A 22,959-nucleotide genomic window follows, 5' to 3' on the forward strand; every position below is an offset into this window, starting at 1 on the left:
TTTTTGGCCACGGAATCCACGGAAGGACACGGAAAAAGATAAAGAAGAAATGATTTGCCACGAAATCCACTAAAGAACACGAAAAAAGACTGATCACTAAAAAAGCAGTTGTTTTTACTTTCGTGTCCTTTGGTGGATTTAGTGGCAAAAAAATCTTTTCCTTCCGTGTTTTTCCTTGGATTCCGTGGCTAACCATTTCAAACATGACAGGAGCACCACATGAGCACTCCGAACAACTTCGACGATTACAAAGTCCGCGACATCGAACTCGCCGACTGGGGCCGCAAGGAAATCAAAATCGCGGAAGGCGAAATGCCTGCGCTGATGAAACTGCGCGAGAAGTACAAAGCCGAGCAGCCGCTGAAAGGCGCCAACATCATGGGCTGCATCCACATGACCATCCAGACTGCCGTGCTGATTGAAACACTGGTCGAGCTGGGCGCTAACGTACGCTGGTCATCGTGCAACATCTTCTCCACCCAGGACCAGGCAGCAGCTGCCATTGCCGCCCAGGGCATTCCCGTGTTTGCGTGGAAAGGTGAGACCGACGAAGAATACGAATGGTGCCTGCACAAAACCGTGGGCGCAGACGTAGAGGGCTGGGAACCCAACATGATCCTGGACGACGGTGGCGACCTGACCGAAGTACTGCACAAAGAGTACCCGGCCATCATCAGCAAATGCCACGGCGTGACCGAAGAAACCACCACCGGCGTGCACCGCCTGCAGGAAATGCTGCGTGACGGCACCCTGAAGATCCCGGCCATCAACGTGAACGACTCCGTGACCAAGTCCAAGAACGACAACAAGTACGGCTGCCGCCACAGCCTGAACGACGCCATCAAGCGCGCCACTGACCACCTGCTGTCCGGCAAGAAAGCGCTGGTGATCGGTTACGGCGACGTGGGCAAGGGTTCTGCCCTGTCCCTGCGCCAGGAAGGCATGATCGTGAAGGTGACGGAAGCAGACCCGATCTGCGCCATGCAGGCCTGCATGGACGGATTTGAAGTGGTATCTCCGTACATCGATGGCATCAACACCGGTACCGAGCAGGGCATCAATGCCGATCTGCTGGGCACCACGGACCTGCTGGTGACCACCACCGGTAACGTCAACGTGTGCGACGCCAACATGCTCAAGGCCCTCAAGAGCGGCGCTGTGGTGTGCAACATCGGCCACTTCGACAACGAAATCGATACCGCCTACATGCGCAAGAACTGGGAATGGGATGAGGTCAAACCGCAGGTGCACCTGATCTACCGCGACAAGGCCACCAACGACCACCTGATCCTGCTGTCTGAAGGCCGTTTGGTGAACCTGGGCAACGCCACCGGTCACCCGTCGCGGATCATGGACGGTTCATTCGCCAACCAGGTGCTGGCACAGATGCACCTGTTCGAGCGGAAGTTTGCCGACCTGCCGGAAGATTCCAAAGCCAAGGGCGTTTACGTTCAGGTACTGCCCAAGCAACTGGACGAAGAAGTGGCTCGCGCGATGGTCGAAGGCTTCGGCGGCGTGATCACCAAGATGACTCCGGATCAGGCCAAGTACATCGGCGTGCCGGTTGAAGGACCGTACAAGCCGGAAACCTACAGGTACTAAGCGGAAACGATCATGGAATCCCAGAAGCAATTCAAACGCCGCTTCAGCTTCGAGTTTTTCCCGCCCAAGACCGATCAGGGCAAGGAGAAACTTCAGGTTGTGCGCGACCAACTGGCCGAGGTGAACCCGGATTTTTTCTCGGTCACCTTCGGCGCCGGCGGCTCCACCCGGGACCGTACCATTGAAACCGTGCTCAGCCTGCACAAGCAGGGCATTTCCACAGCACCACACCTGTCCTGCGTGGGTGGCACCCGCGCAGAGATCGGCGAACTGCTGGATCTGTATAAAGAGAATGGTATCAACCGGATTGTCGCGCTACGCGGCGATCTGCCCTCGGGCATGGGGGCGTCTGGTGAGCTGCGCTACGCCAACGAGCTGGTGGAATTCATCCGGAACCACAGCGGTGATCACTTCAACCTGGAAGTCGCCGCCTATCCGGAGTTCCATCCTCAGGCCCGCAGTGCGGAAGATGATCTGAAGAACTTTGCCCGCAAGGTACAGGCCGGCGCCAACAGCGCCATCACCCAGTACTTCTTCAATGCGGACAGCTACTTCTATTTCATCGACCGTCTGGAGAAGATGGGCATCACCCTGCCGGTGGTGCCGGGCATCATGCCCATCGTCAATTTCTCCAGCCTGGTGCGTTTCTCCGATATGTGTGGTGCAGAAATCCCGCGCTGGATTCGCAAGCAGCTCGAAGCCTACGGGGATGACAGCGACAGCATCCGCAAATTTGGTGAGGAAGTGGTCACCGAAATGTGTGAAAAGCTGCTGAAAGCCGGTGCTCCGGGACTGCACTTCTACACCCTGAACCAGACCGAACCCAGCCTTTCCATCTGGAAAAATCTGGGCATCACGGACCGGGAAAAGATCGCCTTCTGATCCCTGCCCTGCCCCCCTTCTCCCACCCAGGGAGAGGGGGTTCCCCCCTCGCTTCCCCACACCAAAATCACCTGATTACCTGAAATTCCTGATTTTTTGGTCTATGGTGTACCTGATGCAATCCCATCAACGCTCCCCACGATGCACAGTCAAAACTCTGTGTCATTGCGGCCTGTCTTACCGGACAGAAGGAGCCATAACAAAAGTTAGGAGAACGCATGAGCACCACATGGCTGAAAACTTTGGGCGCTGGCCTGGCACTGTCTGTCGCTGCAACGTCTGTAAGCGCAGAAACCCTCCGGGTAGTGACAGACCCCAGCTTCGTCCCGTTCGAAATGATGGATCAGGAAACCGGTGAAATGGTCGGTTTCGATATGGAGATCATCGCCGAAGTCGCCGAGCGCGCAGGCTTTGATTACGACCTGAACACCATGGATTTCAACGGCATTATCCCGGCTCTGCAAACCGGCAACGTTGACATCGCTATTGCCGGTATCACCATCACCGAAGAACGTGGGCAGATCGTTGATTTCTCCGATCCGTATTACGACTCCGGTCTGCGCATTCTGGTGAGAGAAGGTGACGACATCAACGAAATGTCAGATCTGGAAGGCAAGAAAGTCGGCACCAAAATCGGTAGTACCAGTTACGACTACCTGATGAAAAATCTTGACGAAGACGGTGGCGTAACGCCCTATCCGGGCAGCTCGGACATGTACATGGCACTGATGTCCCGAGCCATTGATGCCGTATTCTATGACGCTCCCAACGTCGGTTACTTCGCCAGCACCCGCGGCAAAGGCAAGGTCAAAACGGCCGGACCGTTGTACGAAGGTCAGCAATACGGTATTGCCCTGAAGAAAGGCAGCGAGTGGGTTGGCCCAGTCAACGAAGCTCTGGCTGAAATCAAGGAAGACGGCACCTACAAAACCATTTACGAAAAATGGTTTGGCCCCATGCCTGAAGACCAATAAACCGCCACTCGTTCCGGTCAGGGCGCACAACGCCCTGACCGGTTCCTCCCAACCCAACGGAGACTCCCACTGTGGAATTCCAGTTTCAGTTTGACTGGCAGGCGGCGATTAACGCCATTCCCTATCTCGCCAAGGGCATCCCTTACACTCTGATGATTTCTTTCGGTGGCCTGGCCATCGGTTTTGCACTGGGCATCCTGTTCGGCCTGCTCAGCATCAACAAGCAATGGTTCCTGCGCTGGCCTGCCACGGCTTACATCGAGATCTTTCGCGGCACCCCGATTCTGGTGCAAGTGCTGTTTATCTTCTACGGCCTGCCCGACCTGATTGGCGGCCCGATTGATCCGCTCACCGCGGGCATTGCCGCCATTGCTCTCAACTCTGGCGCCTATATTTCAGAAGTCGTTCGCGGCGGTGTGCAATCCATCGACAAAGGCCAGAGCGAAGCCGGCTTGTCGCTTGGCCTGTCACGCACCCAGACCTTCTGGTCCATCATCTGGCCCCAGGCCTTCCGCCGCATGATTCCCCCCCTGGGTAATCAGGCGATTGTGAGCATCAAGGACACCTCCCTGTTCTCGGTCATCGGCGTGGGTGAGCTGGTCCGCCAGGGCCAGGTCTATATTGCCAATACCTTCACCGCCTTTGAGGTGTATTTTGTGGTGGCCCTGATGTACCTGGCAATCACCCTGACCCTCTCCCTGCTCCTGCGATTGCTTGAGCGCCGCGGCGTAGCGTCGATCTGAAGGAACTCGAACCATGACTCAGATTGTAAAGATGAAGGGCATGAACAAGCACTTTGGCAAGCTGCATGTCCTCAAAGATATTGACCTGACCGTCGAGCAGGGTGAAGTGGTGGTGATTATCGGCGCCAGTGGCTCCGGCAAATCCACGCTGATCCGCTGCGTGAACGGTCTCGAGGAATACGAATCCGGCAGTTTGAATGTCGACAGCCACGCGCTGGCCCCAAAAGGTGGCAATCAAAGCACCCTGGCGGAAATCCGCAAGGAAGTGGGCATGGTGTTTCAGCAGTTCAACCTGTTCCCTCACCTGACGGTGAAAAGGAACATCATGCTGGCGCCCATGAAGGTAAAGAACACGTCGCAGGTTGTGGCCAACGCCACTGCTGAGCGGCTGCTGGAACGGGTGGGTATCGGCGATCAGGCCGACAAGTATCCCAGCCAGTTGTCAGGTGGCCAGCAACAGCGTGTCGCGATTGCCCGAGCGCTGGCCATGGAACCCAGACTGATGCTGTTCGACGAGCCCACCTCAGCGCTGGACCCGGAAATGATCGGTGAAGTACTGGACGTTATGCGGGAGCTGGCCAAAGAAGGCATGACCATGATGGTCGTCACCCACGAAATGGGCTTTGCCCGGGAGGTGGCGGACCGGGTGATCTATATCCACGAAGGCCAGATTGTTGAAGAAGGCCGGCCCGACGACGTGTTCGACAACCCTCAGAACGAACGCACCCAGGCGTTCCTTTCCCGGGTGCTGGCGCACTGACCTAACGGGCCGCCAGGATGACATCAGGGTTAAAAATCCGACATGGCATCCTGAAGGTCGCGCTTTAATTCACTGGCCTCGGTAATCCATACGGTTTTATCGAGGCCTGGCAACACTCCGACCTCCAGGCCATCTTTCGCCAGCCCCGGCACCCATTTTCTGAAAAAGTCCGGCAGCGAGACACCCAGCGGAGACAAATCAGCACTGCCTTCGGCGTAGCCCTCCGCAAACGCCTTGGCAGGCCACACCGGCAGATACTCGACCCCCTCATCATCCGATGAGATTTTCAGAAAGCGATTGTCCGCATTCACCAAAATCCAGATCTCCCGCTCCTCGGCCACCAGACTGAGGAAATAGTCATAACGTTCTTCGCCGTCGAGGCCAAGGATGGCGGCAAGCTCTTCATTGTTCATGGAATGTCTCACTGTCTGATGGGCATCAATCGCGAAGCCTACCTCAGCCAATGCTGGTGCGCCATGACCAGATTCGCTGGCCTGAGAAATCCGTGACGTTTCAAAAGTCGTGGCTTTTGACCTATGGTGACTAAAATCGTTGAACTAAGATGCAACAGCTCATCGTATGACTCCGGAAGACTCACTTCGAAAAGGACATGTTCGACCATGACATTACCCATCCAGGAGAACTCACCTAGCAGTCTTGGATCTCTGGGAGCTCCGCTCGCACTGCGCCGTACACCCAGGCTTGATACGGGCACGCCACATGACAAGCGTAAAGAAATCGCCCTCTACTTCACCAATACCTTCGATACCTACACACGCCTTTTCGACTGTCTGGCCGATGACGCGGGCTTTTATCAGAAATCCATTCCCCTGAGACACCCGCTCATTTTCTACCTCGGCCACACCGCAACCTTTTTCGTTAACAAGCTGGTTCTGGCAAAACTGTTACCCGAGCGTATTGATCCACGCATGGAATCCACGTTTGCTGTCGGTGTGGACGAAATGAGCTGGGATGATCTTAATGACGACCATTATGATTGGCCCACCGTCGCTGAAGTGATGAACTATCGCAACAAAGTGCGCGACAGGGTGCTTGAACTCATTGACACCCTGCCGATGGCGTTGCCGATCAACTGGGAAAGCCCCTGGTGGCCGATTGTGATGGGGATCGAGCATGAGCGCATCCATCTGGAGACGTCATCGGTGCTGATCCGCCAGCACGATCTCGCCAGAGTCCGGCCTCAACCGCTGTGGGCGCCGAATCGCGAGACCGGAGAAGCGCCCGCGAATGAACTCATCACGGTACCCGGCGGTGACATACGTATCGGTAAACCTTACGACGACGCCTACTACGGCTGGGACAACGAATACGGCGAACACAAAGCGAGCGTCGAGGCGTTCAAGGCGAGCCAATTCCTGGTCAGCAACCAGGAGTTCCTGGAGTTCGTTGAGAATGGTGGGTATGAACAGGACGCCTACTGGACCGAAGAAGGCCGCTCTTGGCGCCAATTTGCCGAAGCCAAGCACCCGACATTCTGGCGTTGGCACAATAGCTGGCACCTGCGCCTGATGACTGAAGAAGTGGACATGCCATGGGATTGGCCCGTCGAGGTCAACTATCACGAGGCCAAAGCGTTCTGCGAGTGGAAGCGTGAGCAAACCGGACAACCCATCCGCTTGCCAACAGAAGATGAGTAGTACCGGCTTTGCGCCGTCGCAGGTGTGGAGGAGCTTGGCCAGCAACCGGCTAATGGCAACCTGCACCTGGATCACGGAGCCTCCTCCTGCCCGGTGACCCGTTTCCGGCACGGTGAATGGTTTGATGTGGTGGGTAACGTATGGCAGTGGGTTGAGACGCCGACTTACCCATTCGACGGGTTCAAGGTTCATCCTCTGTACGACGATTTCACGACGCCCACCTTTGATGGTCAGCACAACCTGATCAAAGGTGGCTCCTGGATTTCCTGCGGTAACGAAGCAAGGCTTGCCGCCCGTTATGCGTTCCGCCGTCACTTTTTCCAGCATGCGGGCTTCCGCTACATTGCGTCCGACGCCGACGCGGCACAGCCGAACGCTTACTACGAGAGCGACAGGATGTTGACCGAATACGCCGAATTTCACTTCGGCGACAGCTGGTATGGTGTGGCAAATTTCCCGAAGGCCATGGCGGATCTTGCCCTCGACGCCATGCAGGGCAAACCTGCCGGCAAAGCCTTAGACCTTGGCTGTGCCTGTGGGCGTTCCAGCTTTGAGCTGGCCCGAACTTTCGACATCGTGGACGGTGTCGACTTTTCAGCCAACTTTATCCGCCTTGGCGTTGAGATGGCCGAGCAGGGTTCCATCCGCTATGCCCTCGCAGAAGAGGGAGAGCTGGTCAGCTATCACACCCGCACGCTGGACGAGCTCGGGTTAGCGGAACACGCCGACAAGGTATCGTTCCAACAGGGCGATGCCTGCAACCTGAAACCCCAACTCACCGGTTACGACCTGGTACTTGCCGCCAACCTGATCGACCGGCTCTACAAACCCCGTCGTTTTCTGGACAGCATTCACGAACGCATCAACGACGGCGGTATGCTGGTGATTGCCTCGCCCTACACCTGGATGGAGGAGCATACGCCGAAGGAGGAGTGGATTGGCGGCTTCAAAAAAGACAGGGAAAACCACACCACACTGGACGGTTTGAAAGAACACCTCGGCGGCCATTTCCGGCTAGTGGGTGCGCCTCAAAAAGTGCCGTTTGTCATTCGTGAGACACAGCACAAATTCCAGCACACGCTGTCCGAAGTGACAATCTGGGAGCGACTGCCCCGCTGATCAAACGGGGTTCGCGTCCCCAACGCCAGCCTCCCAGCTGGCGGCCAGCACGTCATCCCGATAGGGGTTGACGGGCGTGCTACCAGCCCGGCTGGCAAGCTCACCCGCCAGCACTCCGGCCTGATAGGCCTGGTCCACCGAATCCGCTTCCGACGAGCGGCGCAGGCGCGCCACCTGCCGGCCGAGCCATTCCCCGGCATCACTGCCGAGTACCATCAGGCAGGGCACCAGCAACAGCGTGGTGAGGCTGGCGAACATCACACCAAACCCCAGTGACACCGCCATCGGCACCAGAAAGCCGGCCTGGGGATTGGTCTCAAACGCCAGCGGCATCACCGCCAGGAAGGTGGTCAGCGTGGTCAGGACAATCGGCCTCACCCGATCCCGAATGCCGAGGCGAATGGCATCCACCAGAGTTTTCGTGGTCTTGCGGTGATCATTGATTCGATCGATCAATACCAGGTTATCGTTGATCACCACGCCACTGACCGCCACCATGCCCACCACCGACCAGAGGGTGAGATCCAGCGCCAGCGCAGCGTGGCCCAATACTGCGCCCACCAGGCCGAAAGGAATGGCGGCGACAATCAGCAGGGGCTGCCAGTAGTTCCCGAACATCATGGTCAGCACGAAGAACATCGCGACCATGGCGACCAGGTAACTGGCGGTCAGGTAATCCAGGAACATGCCGATCGCCACCGGCTTACCGGCGGTCTCCCAGCTGGCGCCGGGCCAGCGTTCCGGTAATTCGTTCAGCCAGCTCTGCTCCAGATGCGCCATCACCTTGCCGGGCGAGGAAATCGCCGTTTCAACGTAGGCGGTCACCGTGGCACTCGTTTTGCGGTCGTAATGGGGAATCACTGCCGGTGTCCGGTGCGACTGGATATCAGCCAGAACGCTCAACGGCGCCCGGGCATTATCTTTACCTGCCCTGGCGTCCGGCTCATTGCCCGGAGCCATGGAGACCGGCAACTGCTCCAGATGCCACAGGCTGTTGGTCTGGTCATCCGGTAACCGCAGCACCACCGGAACATCGTGGTCCCCCATGGGCAGGCGATCAATCTCCACGCCCTGGAAGGCCATCCTGACCTGCTGGCCCAGGCTCCCTTCATCCAGCCCGGCCAGCTCCCCGCCAGGCCGAAGCCGAAGGTCCAGCTCGGTAAAGCCGGCCCGCATGTTGTTGCCAATCTCATACACACCCTCCAGGCTTGCCAGCAACGACTCCAGCTCTGCAGACATCGCCATCAGCGTGTCGGGATCAGGGTGATAGAGATTGACGTGAATATCCGGCTTGATCTGGTTAATGCTGGTGTGGAAGCGCATAGAAACCACACCCTCCGGGGCCATGAAGGAGCGCCGCCAGGCATTGGCGATCTCATCCGGCGGCAGCGGGCTTTCACCCGGCGCCAGAGCCAGGGATACACGGGCCCTTAATTGCGCAGAGGGGTCGTGGGCCGTTGAATAGTTATCCCTGCGGCCTTGCTCGGCCAGCACCGAGGTAATCAGTGGTTCGCCCCGCTCATTGGTCAGCTGTCGTTGCAGGTCGGTCGCGCTCAGTTGCAGCGCCCGGGTAGCCTCAAGCACACGCTGGCCACTGGTGCCTTCCGTAAATCTGAGGTCGGCGATCACTCTGTCCCCCGCCACATTCGAGAACATGGTGACGCTGAGCCAGCCACTGTGCATCAAGGCGAAGCAGAACAGAAACAACCCGAAGAACCCGGTCAGTACAGCCAACCGCCAGTGCAACAGGCCTTGCACCATCGGCTCCACGTGCCGCCGTACAAGCGCTTCGAAGCGCTGATTGACCCGATCACTCATGCGTTCAAGCGGCTCCAGCCAGCTACCACGGCGGTTACCCGATGACGCGTGCTTGAGGTGGGATGGCAAAATCAGCAACGATTCCATCAGCGAGAGGGCCAATACGGTGATGGCAATGATCGGCACAACCCGCATGAACTCTCCTTCCGGGCCCGGCAGGAACAGCATCGGCGTAAAACTCAGGGCGGTTGTCACCACGGCCACCACGATCGGCAAGGCGACACGCACCGTGCCATCCCGAACCGCCTGCCGCCCTGGCCCTTGAAGCCGAATCTGATCGGCAACGCTTTCGCCGACGATCACGGCATCATCCACCACTATGCCCAGCACCAGAATAAAGGCGAACAGGGAAATGGTATTCAGCGAGCCACCCGTTAGCGGAAGAATCACACAGGCGCCGATCATCGCCACCGGAATGCCCGCCGCGACCCAGAACGACAGGCGCAGTCCAAAAAACACACCCAGTAACAGAACCAGAAGCACCAGCCCCTGCAGCGCATTGGTCCACAGCAGAGACGACCGGTCGAGGTACTGTTTTGCATCGTCCTGCCAGATTTGCAGGGTTACACCGTCGGGCAGGCGGGCCTGATCCAGAAACTGGTATACCGCCTCCACGGTAGCCACCACATCCTGTTGTCCGATTCGGTATACATCCAGTGCCACGGCCCGCTGGCCATCCAGCCACAACCCCATCGCATCCCGATGAAAACCATCCTCCACCTGCCCCAGATCGCGGAAGTACAACGCTTCGCCGTCGCGCCCGCGACGCACCACCGCGTCACCGTATGCGCCTGCCGATTCCGGCGTACGGCCAGCGAGCAACAGCGAATTCTGTTCGGGGCCGCGCATCATGCCGCCCGGAACCCGCCCGGTGTCTTTATCGATGGCATCGGCAATTTCTTGCAGCGTGAGGTCGTAACGGTGCAGATTCTGACGGCTCACCGTCAGGCTGATCTCCCGTTCCGGCAGGCCCTCCAGCCGTACCTCGGAAATTTCAGGCAAGGCCAGCAGCTCACTGCGCAACTGCCTGGCGATGGAATGCAACCGCATCGGTTGGTCGCCGCCCACCACCAGCAGGCGCGCTACCCGATTGCGAAACACTACCTCTTCCACTTTGGCGGCGGTGGCATCCGGCGGCAGGTTGGACAGCGCCTGAACCCGAGCGGCCATCCGGTCCCTCACCTCACCGGCGTTCTCGCCTTCGACCACATCCACAGTAATGGAGCACACACCCTCGCGGGACTCGCTGCGAATGTCGGTCACGCCTTCCACGGTTGCGATCGCGGTTTCCAGTGGATAACACAACCGCTGCTCAACTTCCGAGGGCGACGCCGAAGGCAACTCGGATACGACACCAATCCGCTCCAGGGGCACGTTGGGGAGCGTTTCCTGACGGGTGTGGTTGAGTGCAAAAATGCCGCCCGCCAGCAGCAAAAAGGCCAGTAGATTGGCAACGGCGGGGCGATCGATGAACCAGTCAATTAACCCCACCGTCAGAGCCCCAGATCCATTTGTGAGACCACCGGTCGTGGCCTGGACACCGGCTGAACATCCACTTCGCGCACGTCCACCTGCATTCCCTCGCCCAGCATTTCACTGCCACGCAGCAGCACGCGCTCACCGGCAGCCAGACCACTAGTGAGGTAGATATGCTGTCGGTCACTGTGCACCGGTTCAATGGTGCGTTGTTGCAACTTGCCGGACTCGTCCACCAACCAGACCGTTTGATCTTTCTGAAGCGCCGAGCGCGGCAAGGCCACCGCTTCCTTCAGTTGCCTCCCCTCAATTTCGGCCTCCACGAACACACCGGGCTCCAGCAGCACCGGACTGCTGTCAGCCGCCACCTCGGCGATCAGCCAACTCATCTGATTGCGGCTGATACCGCCTTCCCGGCGGGTAATCACCCCACGCCAGACGCGCTGTTCACCGGCAAATCGACCGCTCAGGGCAACCTGGATGTCCAGGGCTTCGGTGGCGGCCCCCAGAATACCGGACCGCTCGTCCAACAGGGCCAGCCAGTCATCCCGTACCGGCAGGCGCACTTCCATGGTTCTTGCGCTGTAGAGCTGGCCCAGAGCCTGGCCAGGCGTCACCCACTCGCCCTGACTGACCGAAACGCCTTTCAGCCGGCCGGAAAACGGCGCGGTCATCACCGCGCGCTCCAGATCGGCTTCGGCCTGAGTGACGGCCTGCCGGGCAGCTTCGAGTCGAGCTTCCGCCTCTTGCAACTGCGGTTCATTGCGAGCATAAGCGGTCGATTTGGCGGATACATCCCGCCGCGCCATGTGGGCATTGGCACGGGTACGCTCGAGATGCAGGCGGGCGCTTGCCAACTCATGTTTACGCTGTCCCAGTGCCAGTTCCAGAGGTTGCCGTTCCAGCCAGACCAGCGGGTCGCCCGCTTCAACCCAGCCTCCGTCTTCAAATGCAGGTGCGACCCGGGTTATCTCGCCCTCGGTTCGAAAGGCAAGAGTGATGCTACTCCGGGGCTCAGCCACCCCCTGGCTGTGCAGGGACAGCGGAATATCCGCCGGCTGAACCCGCATCACATCAAACTGGGGAGTGACCACCGCCACCACGCGCCCGGTCTGCTCCGGCGCGGTCCAGTACACGATGGCAAGCAAGCCCGCCACCACAAGCGCCAGGATGGCGCCCACCCTGACCGGCTTCAGCGCAGTTCCGGCAGTCTTTTTGCTCATAGGACTACAACCTGGCCACATCGGCATGAAGCGGCAGGCCCGCATCCAGCGATGCCGTGGGGTCAGCGTCGCCCCACGTCATCAGGAAGTGATGGCTATGCATCACCCGCCGGGAGAATCCTGCCAGAATATTTTCGGCGGCATCGCCTTCAAAGAACGCGCAAATCAGCGCGTCATAGTAGGGGCCGTAACAGCGATGCAGATGACTGAGCAGCGCATCCAGGATGAGCGGATCCTGCTCACGCACCATCACGGTATGGATCATCCGGTAATTGAAGCATTCCCCGGTGGCCGGTAAGCGCATACCCCCGGTCATGCGCGACCAGCCGTTATAGAGCGGCCGGGCCAGCTTCAGTGACCGGTTATAGCCCGCCACCCGGGTTTGCCGGAAGCCTTTCTGATCCCAGGTTCCGGCCAGCCCCACCAGCTCATCGCCATCAAAGGCGAGCCAGAAATCCGACAGGTCGAGCCCGCGGTAATAAGGATGCTTTTCGGCAACGTCTGCAAACCGGTATACCGGAGCGAACTGCCGGCGGCTTGCCTCTCGATCATAAAATGCTTGCATGGCACCCAGGTCATTGCGGGTCGCCATACGGATGTTCAGGCCTTCGTTGTGGCGAAGGCGTCGCTTGCGGCCGGTCAGCAGGCTGGTGCGAATATCACCGGCGGCATAGAACGCCGGTAACCCGGCCATGCGTTTACGAACCGAGCGCAAGTAGTGCTCGTTGTCCGCCAGAATCACGGCCTGGGTCCAGGGTGCGGTCTCCAGAATGCGGCGGCCACGATCATAGGCCATAAAAATCGCTTCGCCGCCTCGCGCCTTCGGATCAATGCGGAAATCGTGGGCGTAATGCACTTTTTGTACGTCGCCGTTGACGTACAGGTCACGGCTGCCAATGTTGTACACACCCACCAATTTTTTCTGATCAGGCTGTTCGATGACAAAAACAGCGGGGTCGAACGAACTGACACTGGCACCGTGAAAGTAATCCGGGGACCGCTCGAAGGCGAGGTTCACCGGGCCCGGCTGCGGGTTGTCCGCCAGCAGCTGGAGAATGCCCTCGTTATCATCCTGCCGTGCCTCCCGAACCCGGTAGGCTGACGTTACCTGGCCACTCATACCAGAATCTCCTGATCAGTCAGTTGTCGGCGCACAGTTATGGGCGCAGACGATGGCTCAACCGGCAAAGCACCTTGCCAGCTTCTCAATGCTTCTACTTTGATGTTGCCTTCGATCATGCCGCGCTGGCGGCAAGCCTCCAGATACTGCCGGTGTAGATCCGGCTGGCAAATACACAGAGCGGGCGCCAGCTGGCCGAGGTTGCGGGCCAGCTGATAATGAAAGTTTTGATTGAGGCCGTCCTCCAGCCGATCCGCCAGGCGTTCGCTGTAGCTGCGAAGGTGGCGATCATCCAGACCGGCCGAGGCGTCCGCCAACAGCACATAGCGAGGCAACTGACCCTCCTCCTGGCTGGCAAGCAGGATGACCGGGCTGACGCCTGCGGGCCAGGGCAGGTTATCCAGTAACTGCTGCGCAGTCACGCGGCTGATTTTCTCCCCGACCATGTCCGTCGTCCCTCCGCGCCCCAGAAACGTCAGGCACGGCGCCTCGCCCCGGAAGCCGGTTACCTCAAGCAGATCGCCAAGCCGGTAGCGCAACAAACCCGCTCCGGTGGTCAGCAAGGGCGCCACCACCTGGCCACGCTCAAGCTGCCAGGGCGGATAGACCGCACCGGTGTCCGGGTCTTCAAATTCGTAGACATGGGAGTTCACCGCCAGAACGTAATCCGGCTCCAGATTACCGGATGCTATCGGTGTCTGGGGTATGGTCACCACGCCCTCGGTCGCCCACAGCCCCTTGCCCTGAAACTCCGCTTGCGGCAGGAAGGCCTTGAGCTTTCGCGCCCAGGGTTCAGCTGCGGCGGTATTCCAGGCACTGATCAATGACAGCTGCGGCCAGAGCGAGCGATGGAACATCGGATTCGGGCGACCATCCCAACCATCCAGCAACTCCGAAGCCTGAAGATTCACCGGCGCCGGCACCTGACGTAAAGCCTCAAGCCGCCGCCCCCAATGTCCGGTGGCCAACACGTCACTCAGCTCCTCGCGCCAGAGCGGCAGTTTGTCCAGCAATGCGAGGGCAAAGGTTGGGCTCCAGACTGACATGACACTGAGATTCTGGTTTGCCACCAGGCTCGCCAGCGTGGCAAACAGCGAGTCATCCGACGTTGGCGCCAGCGCAACCGACTCGGGTACCGCCTGTGTACGGCCGGTCAGCCAGCGCTTTCCCAGGCTCAGCAGCTTCATATCGTCGTTGAGCTGGTCACCGGACTCCTGGCGCATGTCGGTCGGCAACCAGGACAACGACCAGTAGTGCACACCCTGGCGGATACCCGGGTAGTTCTGATAGAGGTCAGCCAGCCAGGGTGCAATCGCGCCATCCAGTTCTTTCAGGAACTGGCCAGTGTAGGGAATCCACTTGATGGCGGCGCTGGAGCCACTGGTTGGCTGATATCGGCGCACCGGTGAACGGATCAGGCCAGACGATTGGCTGGCCATCTGGCTGGCTATCGGGTGCGCCCAATCCTGATACTCGGTAATCGGCATACGCTGGGCAAACTGCTCCCAGCTCCAGCTGGCATCCACACCCCGAATTTTGCCCAAGGGGCTGCGGGCAACCTGCCGGAGCGTGTGCGCCAGTTTACTGCGCTGCACGCGCTCAAGCTGCTGACAGCTGCGCTGAAAAGAGCGTGCTCCCGGACGAACCACCTGGCGCAACAGAGTATGCCCCAGCACATCTCCACTCATTGCCCCTGCTCCGCACTCATGACACCGGAGCGTGCTGAGGTTCGCAGTGAAGACACATAACCGCGAAACACCTTGGCAATGAATGCCGTTACCGCAGACAGGTTGACCTGGCCAACGCACGGCAATTCCGTTCCTTCGTGCCAGGTGGGGTTACATTCTTCGAAGAAGCGGATTTTCGGAACCCGTTGCTTCAGGTCGTCGGTGATGGCCGCAACCTCACCCTTCAGATGTTGAGCCCCTTCGCCGAAATCCAGGACGCCCCGGTCAGGATCATAGTGGCCGGGAAACATTGCATCGCAATAGTGGCGTACCACCGGAAGTAATTCCGGATTGCTTTGCTCCGGGTGAGGGTAGTAATTGTGGAAGTTGTTGGCCATCAGCAGATAGGTCTTGTAGCCCTTGCTGATCAACAACCAGTACAACGGCCGGAAGGGCCTGCGCAGCTTTTCCCGCAACAGGTAAATCAGGAAGGCGACCTGCAGCTTGCGGGTTCCCCAGAATTCACGCTCGATGATCGTATCGCCGCTGAACACGCCCCGGCTGCGCAGGCGCCCGATCTCCATATCCAGGCTGACAATGGTGGAAAAACCCACCACTCGCGGGTCCTTCCGGGTGCGGATCAGAATCACACCCTGTTTACGGCTCAGATCCCGGATAAACGTATCCATATCGGTTTCGGCATAGTACTGATGAAAAACATCGTACATTTGCCGAATTTCTTTCACGCTGATGCGTTTGACCGGGCAGTAACGAGCAACAATGCCACCGGATGCATCGCCTCCGGTATTAGGGGTACGCCGACTCATTGCGTCTTCCTTTTCTACGTTTTGAGCAGCCTGTACAACCCGGACCGAGGCTAATCTGATTTTTGTTTTAGCTTACATATGTAAACTGAACTCCATTCTATGGTCTGAGGGGAAATTCAACAGCGCGGCAGGGGACTAAAATGAACAGGCGTGCGTTTTTTCACGAAAATCGTTCAAGAAATCGCCAATTATGCGAGACCTGTCATTATTTTTCGTTTATTAATGAACTCGCAACCTGCTGGACACAATTGCGGACAATGCAGGTTCCAGGCAGCACCCGAAGGTCCTGCCCGAAATTAATGTGCACATCTGTATACTGGAAGATTTGTAACGTACGACAGAATTAAAGCAGATGACAGATGGCTTGATACTCCCGATCAATCTTGGCCCGGGAGTCTTCTGCCAGGAACCGTGCGATTTTCCGCCCCAGAAAAGGCACCTCACACAGGACAGAAAGATTGACGTAATTAATGCAACGGTCGCCGTTGCCCAGCAGGCGCATCACCCCTTTGATCTTTGCAGGCACACCCTCGATCTTTACCCGAAACTCACAATGCCACTCACCGTCGTCTTTTCGAAACCAGTGTTCTTCCTGGCGCACCCGGTTCCATTCCCGATGAAAACCGGCCAGCACACCGGGCACTTCAGCGGACGCGGTCATTTCCCGCTCAACAACGAGCTTTCCAGCAGCGTCATCCTTCTGGATTTCGGCAACCCTGACGTTGCGGGCTCCCAGCTTTTCATTTTTTTCGTGAATATGATCCTCCGAAAAAAACCGGGCAATCACATGATCCAGCCCGGCATCGTAAGGATGCTCCAGCGTAAGCTCCATAAAAACCTCCGTATGGTAATGCTCACTATTGTTGCCACAGCCTGATGTGGCGGCATTGGCCGCGACGGCAGCAAGCCATGGCGTACCAGCCAGACCGATTGGTTCACACTTCCGCGCTGTTAAGGCGGCGTTGTGGGCAGTATCATGTGCGCTCAAAACTCACACCGACCCGCCCCGGGCTGACAGGAGACAACCATGCGCAATGCCGACCTGGTCGCACGAGACCTGAAATCCGTCTGGCACCCCTGTACCCAGATGAAAGACCACGAATCGTTGCCACTGATCCCCATCAAACGGGGCGAAGGCGTGTGGGTGGAGGATTTCGAGAGCAACCGTTACATCGATGCGGTCAGTTCCTGGTGGGTCAACCTGTTCGGCCACGCCAACCCGCGCATCAACTCTGCGATTCAGGACCAGATCGGACAGTTGGAGCACGTCATCCTGGCGGGTTTCACCCACGAGCCCGTCGTTAATCTCTCAGAGCGGCTGATTGAGGTAACCCCCGAAGGTCTCAACAAGTGTTTCTACGCAGACAATGGCTCCTCCGCCATCGAAGCCGCTCTGAAAATGAGCTATCACTACTGGAAAAACCTCGGCAAACCCGGCAAGAAAAACTTCGTTAACCTGAGCAACAGCTACCATGGCGAAACCCTGGGCGCTTTGGCACTGGGCGATGTGGCGCTTTACAAAGACACCTATCAGCCGCTGCTGATGGAGGTACTGACCGCGCCTTCACCGGATGCCTACAACAAAGAGCCCGGGGAAACCGACGAGGAATACGCCCTGCGCCAGTTTGAGGCGATGGAGCAGCTGCTGGCAGAAAAGCACGACGAAATCTGCGCCGTGGTGGTTGAGCCTTTAATCCAATGTGCAGGCGGCATGCGCATGCACCACCCGATTTACCACACCAAACTGCGCGAAGCCTGCGACCGCTACGGCGTGCACCTGCTGGCCGACGAGATCGCTGTGGGCTTTGGCCGCACCGGCACCCTGTTCGCGTGTGAACAGGCCGGCATCACCCCGGATTTCATGTGCCTGTCTAAAGGGCTCACCGCGGGTTACCTGCCGCTGTCCGTGGTACTGACCACCGACAAAATTTACGACGCCTTCTACGACGACTACGAAACCATGCGTGCCTTCCTGCACAGCCACAGCTACACCGGCAACCCCATCGGCTGCGCCGTGGCCCTGGCCACCCTGGACATCTTCCGGGACGACAACGTGATCGAAAACAACCGCCAGCTGTCCCGTTGCATGGCCGACTCCGTCGCCCACCTGGCCGACCACCCCAACGTGGGCGATATCCGCCAGCACGGCATGACCCTGGCCATTGAAATGGTCAAAGACAAAGCCAGTAAAACCCCCTTCCCCTGGCAGGAACGCCGCGGCCTGAGAGTCTACCAACACTCCCTCACCCGCCAGGCATTGCTACGCCCACTGGGGAACGTGGTGTACTTCATGCCGCCTTACGTGATAACCGAAGACCAGATCCGCCATCTGGCCCAGGTAGCCACCGAAGGCATCGGCATCGCCGTGAAAGGCTGAGGGAACACCACCCATGCGCATACCCAGAATCTTCACCGACAGCCCCCTTCAGGTGGGCAGCCAATGCGAACTCGACGACAACGCCGCCAACCACGTCGGCCGGGTACTGCGCATGCAACCCGGCCAGGAACTGCGTTTGTTCAACAACGATGGCCAGGACTACAGCGCCACCATCACCCAGGCTGGCAAAAAGAACGTCACCGTCGACATCCTTGCGGCGGAAGAAAACAGGACCGAATCCCCCCTGGGCATCGTACTGGGCCAAACCCTCTCCAAAGGCGACCGCATGGACTACGCCGTGCAAAAAGCCGTGGAAATGGGCGTCACCACCATCGTGCCGCTGACCACCGAACGCTCCGAAGTAAAGCTCAAAGGCGACCGGGAAGAAAAACGCCTGCGCCACTGGCAACAAGTCGCCATCAGCGCCGCCGAACAATGCGGCCGCGCCCGGGTGCCAGACATCCTGCCGGTAATGACCGTGCCCGAGTGGCTGCAATACAGCCAAACCTGCGATCTGCGACTGGTCCTGCACCACCGCACCGAGCAATCCCTGAACACCCTGACCAAACCCGCCAGCGTTGCCCTTATGATCGGCCCGGAAGGCGGCCTGAGTGCCGATGAAATTACTCTGGCAGAGCAAAGCGGCTTCCTGCCGGTTGCCCTCGGCCCCCGCGTTCTGCGCACGGAAACCGCACCGGTAGCCGCTATTGCGCTGTGCCAGTGGTTGTGGGGAGATATTGGCAATTGAGACGTGTGGCCCAGAAAGGCAACCCTGGCGGCATCCCAGTCATTGACAGATCTGGCGGTGAACAACATTATCCGTGTCTGACAATCTTTACCGAGCACCACTTATAAACAGCGCGAGTACCGGATGACCAGCCTTCTTACCAACCCAGAATTTTGGCAATACCTCAGTATCCCGGTGATCGCCGCCTTGATCGGCTGGAGCACCAACTGGCTCGCCATCAAAATGACCTTCTACCCCCTGGAGTTCATCGGCAACCCCCCCCTACTCGGCTGGCAAGGCATCATCCCCTCGAAAGCCCGGAAAATGGCGGCTATCAGCGTCGACGCCACCATCTCCAAAATCGGCACCGTCCAGGAAATCTTCGAACAGATTGACCCCAAAGTACTCGCGGCCCACATCATCTACACCGTCGACCCCCGCATCGAAGAGTACGTAGACGAACTCATGCTCAAAGAATACCCCACCTTCTGGGAAAACCTGCCGGCCTCTGCCCGGAAAATGGTCTACGAACGCGTCCGGAAATCCACCCCCCAGCTGGTCGACAACCTGGTGGGCGACGTATCTGATAACATCGAAGACCTGCTCGACATCAAAAGCATGGTCATCGAACGACTGGCCAGTGACAAACAACTCCTGAACCGCATCTTTCTGGAATGTGGCGACGTCGAATTCCGCTTCATCATCAACTCCGGCCTGTACTTCGGCTTCCTGTTCGGCCTGATCCAGATGGGCGTCTGGTATCTCTACCCTGCCGCCTGGGTGTTGCCCGTGTTTGGCTTGCTGGTGGGCTGGGCAACCAACTGGATCGCCCTGAACGTTATATTCCGCCCCCTGCACGAACACAAGGTCGGTCCTTTTAGAATCCACGGACTGTTTCTGAAACGCCAGCCTGCCGTCGCGGAATCCTTCTGCCACATCATCACCCATGAAATCCTGACCGTTGGCAACATCATCAACGCCATCCTCGAAGGCCCCAAAGGCGACCGGGCCCGCAACATGGTCAAAAAGCACATCAAGCCTCTGGTCGACGAAACCGCAGGCATGGGCAAAGCTCTCACCCAGGTGGCATTCGGGCCCACCGGGTTTGCCACACTGAAAAACAAGGTTGGGGACAAGGCCATCGCCATCTCACAAACCTCGTTCAACAACCCTATGTTCGAAAAAGACCGCGCACGCGCTGTTGAATCCATCATGGTTGAAAGAATGATCGCGCTCTCTTCCGAAGAGTTTCAGGACCTGCTACGCCCCTGCTTCCAGGAAGACGAGATCAAACTGATCATGGTCGGCGCCGCTCTCGGTATGATTGCCGGCGTGTGCCAGCTGGTGTTCGTATTCGGTGAAACGCTGATCTGAGTAGCGTCAGGGCTGTGCAGGGTTGCTTAACGCAACTATACTGATCCGGTAAACCAGTCACTCTTCAAGACACGTTTCTCCGGAGGCAACGGATGCCGGGCTTTATCTCCTGGATTTCAGGGCTTTTCTCCAGGCACCAGCCTGCCCAGGTTGCGGCCGAAACCCGGCTGTTCAACCCTGCCGCCAGCCGGCAAAGCGATTCATCAGAACGCTCATCCGATACCTCCGGCCAGCTGGAGGAGCACCTGTTCTGTTGGCTACTCGATACACAGCCCGCAAAACTGCGGGACGACGTCTCTGGGGCCGAAAAAGTTCTGAGCGAACTGGAGCGAAGGCTCAGCACCAATCAAATGGAAGAACTGCCCCGAAAGCCAGGCAGCCTGCCCATGTTGATGAGGGCGCTGTCCAGCGAAACAACCGAACGCAAGCAGCTTACCGATATCATTCTCAGCGACCCCTCACTGACCGATCAGCTGTTGCAGGTGGCCAACAGCCCGTTCTTCCGGCCAGGTGACCACATCATTGAATCGGTTGATCAGGCGGTGTTCGTACTGGGTGTTGATGGCATCAGAAATGTCATTGCTGCTGCCGTGATGCGGCCCATGATGGCGGCACGAAACAGCAGAGAAGCCCTGTTCGCTCAGCGGGCATGGCGCTGGGGCCTGACCTGCGCCCGATCCGCTGAAATGATCGCAAAGATCCACAAAGACGATACCAGCGCGCACTTCATGGTGGGATTGCTGCCCTCGCTGGCGTACATCACCATCCGCAGAGAAGTCGCCCGGATTTGCCGGGCCAGCGGCACAGAGAGTGAACCAGCCGCTGCGCTGCTGCGCATTGCCCTGGCCAGATACCAATGGACAACCTGTCAGCTGCTGGCTAACGTGTGGAACCTGCCACCCAAATATCATGCCTGGCTACTATCCGCCGAGCGGCCGGCCCCCAAACAGGTACACTGGGCGCTGACAGACGGTTTGTTGATCGGTACCCGTGAAGTGCTTCGTAATGCTCGTCAGCGGAACCTGGCGGAAGATAAGCTGGAGCAGATAACCCACCTTTCTTCTGAGCAGATTACCCGTGTAAGAGCGGTCGTTCTGGCCATGCTGCAGGAAGGCAAAACGTCAAAAGAGCGCGCAAACGCGGGCTCTTGAGGCTGTCAGGGTAAAGGCAGTCAAACCTTCTCCTCGCCCTCATGCAGCAGTGAGGCAAAGCTGACATCCTCGCGACCCGAAGACAAGTCTACCAACTGCACTGGCAGCGCATCTGCCGGCAGCCGGTCCACTACCCGGTCCTCATCCCGGCGCACCGCCAGCAAAACACTGCCAACGGTAATCAGGTCAAGCGCCCGCCCCGGTACCAGCTGATCGCCATTACGCCCCGCCAGACTGAGCAAGCCCGCCCGGATCAGTTTGTCACTGATATTGCGAGTGACCTCGCCGGGGACCCGCAGCCGGGCTTCCAGTGATTCCTGTTGCGGTGCCGGCTCACCCTGACTGAACGGCTTCGCCACCATCCACATCAATGCCAGCCCTACCCGTTCCTGCAGTTCCGGAGCCAGTTGCACATTCTGGCGCTTCGCCACCGACCCCGGATTCTGCATATAAAACGACAAGCTGGCGCCGAGCAGCAATATCATCCAGTTCAGGTAGGTCCAGATCAGCAGGATGATGCCCACTGCAAAGCCGGAGTAGATTGCGGCGTACTTCGCTGAACCGGCAACGAATGATGCGAACAACATGCCGGCAGCCTGCCAGGAGATGCCCGCAATCAGGCCCGCCAGGAAAGCGTAACGAAACTTGACCCGGGTATTGGGAATAAAGATGTAGACGAACGTAAACGCCGCCACTACCAGGAAGAAGGGGGTAAATCGGCTCACCATCACAATCAACGAGCCAAAGGGTTCAATCTCCATTACCCGCTGAACCATTTCAGACGAGAACAACGTAGCCGTTGCACCAATAGCGGAAACCATCAGCAGCGGGCCAACCATGATCACGCTCAGGTAATTACTGAACCGCTGGGCCATGGAGCGCATTTCCGGCACCCGCCAGATCATGTTGAAAGAACGCTCGATCTTCTGAACCAGCGACACGACCGTGTAGACCAGTAAGGCCAGACCGACGGAACCCAGAACGCCGACCTTTATATTGTCGACAAACCCCAGAATGCGTTCAGCAACCTCGATACCTTGCGGGCCCATCGGCTGGAAGAACTGATACAGGAAGGGTTCCATCTTCTGGTGCACGCCCAACGCCTTCAACACCGAAAAGCTCAACGCAAGCAGCGGCACGATACTCAACAGCGTGGTGTAAACCAGACTCATGGCATGCAGGGTTAACTGCCCGCTGATCACATCCCGAACCAGCGCATAAACTGACCGGCCGGATTTATAGAGCCAGGTCCACGGCCAGTTATGAGGGGGGTTGGGATTCGAAAGAATCCAGTCTTCGGCAGTCTGAAGCCGTTCTTTGAATTGATTAGATGCCACGTACCGTCCTGCCTGTCAGTCTTTTCTACAGCTTATCAGGGAGATGCCAGTAAACAACCGGATACTGCGCATTTCGTATGGTGAAACTCCCACGCCTTATTTATCAGAGCATATCCATATCAAG

General features: G+C 58.2%; 18 protein-coding genes and 1 pseudogene. 11 read left to right on the top strand and 8 right to left on the bottom strand.

Annotated elements, in window-relative coordinates:
• The first annotated feature begins 219 nt into the window (after window positions 1-219).
• The 5 genes from ahcY to QPL95_RS10225 all read left to right on the top strand — a co-directional run bounded on the left by ahcY (window position 220) and on the right by QPL95_RS10225 (window position 4,961).
• Window positions 220-1,602, top strand: a complete 1,383-nt coding sequence (ahcY, locus tag QPL95_RS10205) for an adenosylhomocysteinase (protein ID WP_303290869.1) — start codon at window positions 220-222, stop codon at window positions 1,600-1,602.
• Window positions 1,603-1,614: 12 nt separating this feature from the next.
• Window positions 1,615-2,484 (top strand): methylenetetrahydrofolate reductase [NAD(P)H], encoded by an 870-nt coding sequence (gene metF, locus QPL95_RS10210; protein WP_303290870.1) that lies wholly within the window; start codon window positions 1,615-1,617, stop codon window positions 2,482-2,484.
• 218 nt (window positions 2,485-2,702) lie between these two features.
• Complete coding sequence (locus QPL95_RS10215; protein WP_303290871.1) at window positions 2,703-3,458, top strand: transporter substrate-binding domain-containing protein; 756 nt, start codon at window positions 2,703-2,705, stop codon at window positions 3,456-3,458.
• A 71-nt stretch (window positions 3,459-3,529) separates the two neighbouring features.
• The gene (locus tag QPL95_RS10220) at window positions 3,530-4,201 is read left to right on the top strand and encodes an amino acid ABC transporter permease (protein ID WP_303290872.1); all 672 of its coding nucleotides are present in this window, start codon (window positions 3,530-3,532) and stop codon (window positions 4,199-4,201) included.
• A gap of 13 nt (window positions 4,202-4,214) precedes the next feature.
• On the top strand, window positions 4,215-4,961 hold the full coding sequence (locus QPL95_RS10225) for an amino acid ABC transporter ATP-binding protein (protein ID WP_303290873.1): 747 nt from the start codon (window positions 4,215-4,217) through the stop codon (window positions 4,959-4,961).
• Window positions 4,962-4,990: 29 nt separating this feature from the next.
• On the opposite strand, the gene QPL95_RS10230 is transcribed toward QPL95_RS10225, so the two are convergent.
• Window positions 4,991-5,374, bottom strand: a complete 384-nt coding sequence (locus tag QPL95_RS10230; protein ID WP_303290874.1) for a DUF2750 domain-containing protein — start codon at window positions 5,372-5,374, stop codon at window positions 4,991-4,993.
• A 207-nt stretch (window positions 5,375-5,581) separates the two neighbouring features.
• On the opposite strand from QPL95_RS10230, the pseudogene ovoA reads away from it, so the two are divergent.
• Window positions 5,582-6,952, top strand: a pseudogene (ovoA, locus tag QPL95_RS10235) (5-histidylcysteine sulfoxide synthase); the annotation flags it as partial.
• Between the two features lie 9 nt (window positions 6,953-6,961).
• A complete protein-coding gene (locus tag QPL95_RS10240; protein WP_303291234.1) occupies window positions 6,962-7,738 on the top strand; it encodes a putative 4-mercaptohistidine N1-methyltransferase in 777 nt (258 codons plus the stop codon).
• Here QPL95_RS10240 and QPL95_RS10245 read toward each other — a convergent pair whose 3' ends face one another.
• The 6 genes from QPL95_RS10245 to QPL95_RS10270 form a co-directional block, all read right to left on the bottom strand.
• Complete coding sequence (locus QPL95_RS10245; RefSeq protein ID WP_303290875.1) at window positions 7,739-11,047, bottom strand: efflux RND transporter permease subunit; 3,309 nt, start codon at window positions 11,045-11,047, stop codon at window positions 7,739-7,741.
• A 2-nt stretch (window positions 11,048-11,049) separates the two neighbouring features.
• On the bottom strand, window positions 11,050-12,255 hold the full coding sequence (locus tag QPL95_RS10250) for an efflux RND transporter periplasmic adaptor subunit (protein ID WP_303290876.1): 1,206 nt from the start codon (window positions 12,253-12,255) through the stop codon (window positions 11,050-11,052).
• A 4-nt stretch (window positions 12,256-12,259) separates the two neighbouring features.
• Complete coding sequence (locus QPL95_RS10255; RefSeq protein ID WP_303290877.1) at window positions 12,260-13,375, bottom strand: hypothetical protein; 1,116 nt, start codon at window positions 13,373-13,375, stop codon at window positions 12,260-12,262.
• Window positions 13,372-15,063 carry a GH3 auxin-responsive promoter family protein gene (locus QPL95_RS10260; protein ID WP_303290878.1) on the bottom strand — a complete coding sequence of 564 codons (1,692 nt, stop codon included), beginning with the start codon at window positions 15,061-15,063 and terminating at the stop codon, window positions 13,372-13,374. The genes QPL95_RS10255 and QPL95_RS10260 overlap by 4 nt, the downstream gene beginning before the upstream one ends.
• Window positions 15,060-15,869: a hypothetical protein gene (locus QPL95_RS10265; protein WP_303290879.1), complete on the bottom strand. Its 810-nt coding sequence runs from the start codon at window positions 15,867-15,869 to the stop codon at window positions 15,060-15,062. The genes QPL95_RS10260 and QPL95_RS10265 overlap by 4 nt, the downstream gene beginning before the upstream one ends.
• Before the next feature lie 343 nt (window positions 15,870-16,212).
• Window positions 16,213-16,701 (bottom strand): DUF2505 domain-containing protein, encoded by a 489-nt coding sequence (locus QPL95_RS10270; RefSeq protein ID WP_303290880.1) that lies wholly within the window; start codon window positions 16,699-16,701, stop codon window positions 16,213-16,215.
• Window positions 16,702-16,896: 195 nt separating this feature from the next.
• Between QPL95_RS10270 and QPL95_RS10275 the strand changes: the two genes are divergently transcribed.
• From QPL95_RS10275 to QPL95_RS10290, 4 genes are all read left to right on the top strand, one after another.
• On the top strand, window positions 16,897-18,246 hold the full coding sequence (locus QPL95_RS10275) for an adenosylmethionine--8-amino-7-oxononanoate transaminase (protein ID WP_303290881.1): 1,350 nt from the start codon (window positions 16,897-16,899) through the stop codon (window positions 18,244-18,246).
• Between the two features lie 13 nt (window positions 18,247-18,259).
• Window positions 18,260-18,994, top strand: coding sequence for a 16S rRNA (uracil(1498)-N(3))-methyltransferase (locus QPL95_RS10280; protein ID WP_303290882.1), 735 nt, complete (start codon window positions 18,260-18,262; stop codon window positions 18,992-18,994).
• Between the two features lie 123 nt (window positions 18,995-19,117).
• A complete protein-coding gene (locus QPL95_RS10285) occupies window positions 19,118-20,347 on the top strand; it encodes a DUF445 domain-containing protein (RefSeq protein ID WP_303290883.1) in 1,230 nt (409 codons plus the stop codon).
• Window positions 20,348-20,439: 92 nt separating this feature from the next.
• Window positions 20,440-21,498 carry an HDOD domain-containing protein gene (locus tag QPL95_RS10290; RefSeq protein WP_303290884.1) on the top strand — a complete coding sequence of 353 codons (1,059 nt, stop codon included), beginning with the start codon at window positions 20,440-20,442 and terminating at the stop codon, window positions 21,496-21,498.
• 20 nt (window positions 21,499-21,518) lie between these two features.
• On the opposite strand, the gene QPL95_RS10295 is transcribed toward QPL95_RS10290, so the two are convergent.
• Window positions 21,519-22,835: a YihY/virulence factor BrkB family protein gene (locus QPL95_RS10295; protein WP_303290885.1), complete on the bottom strand. Its 1,317-nt coding sequence runs from the start codon at window positions 22,833-22,835 to the stop codon at window positions 21,519-21,521.
• Window positions 22,836-22,959 lie beyond the last annotated feature (124 nt).

It is taken from the genome of Marinobacter sp. SS5-14b (genome assembly GCF_030541005.1).
In the GTDB taxonomy this organism is placed as follows: Bacteria; Pseudomonadota; Gammaproteobacteria; order Pseudomonadales; family Oleiphilaceae; genus Marinobacter.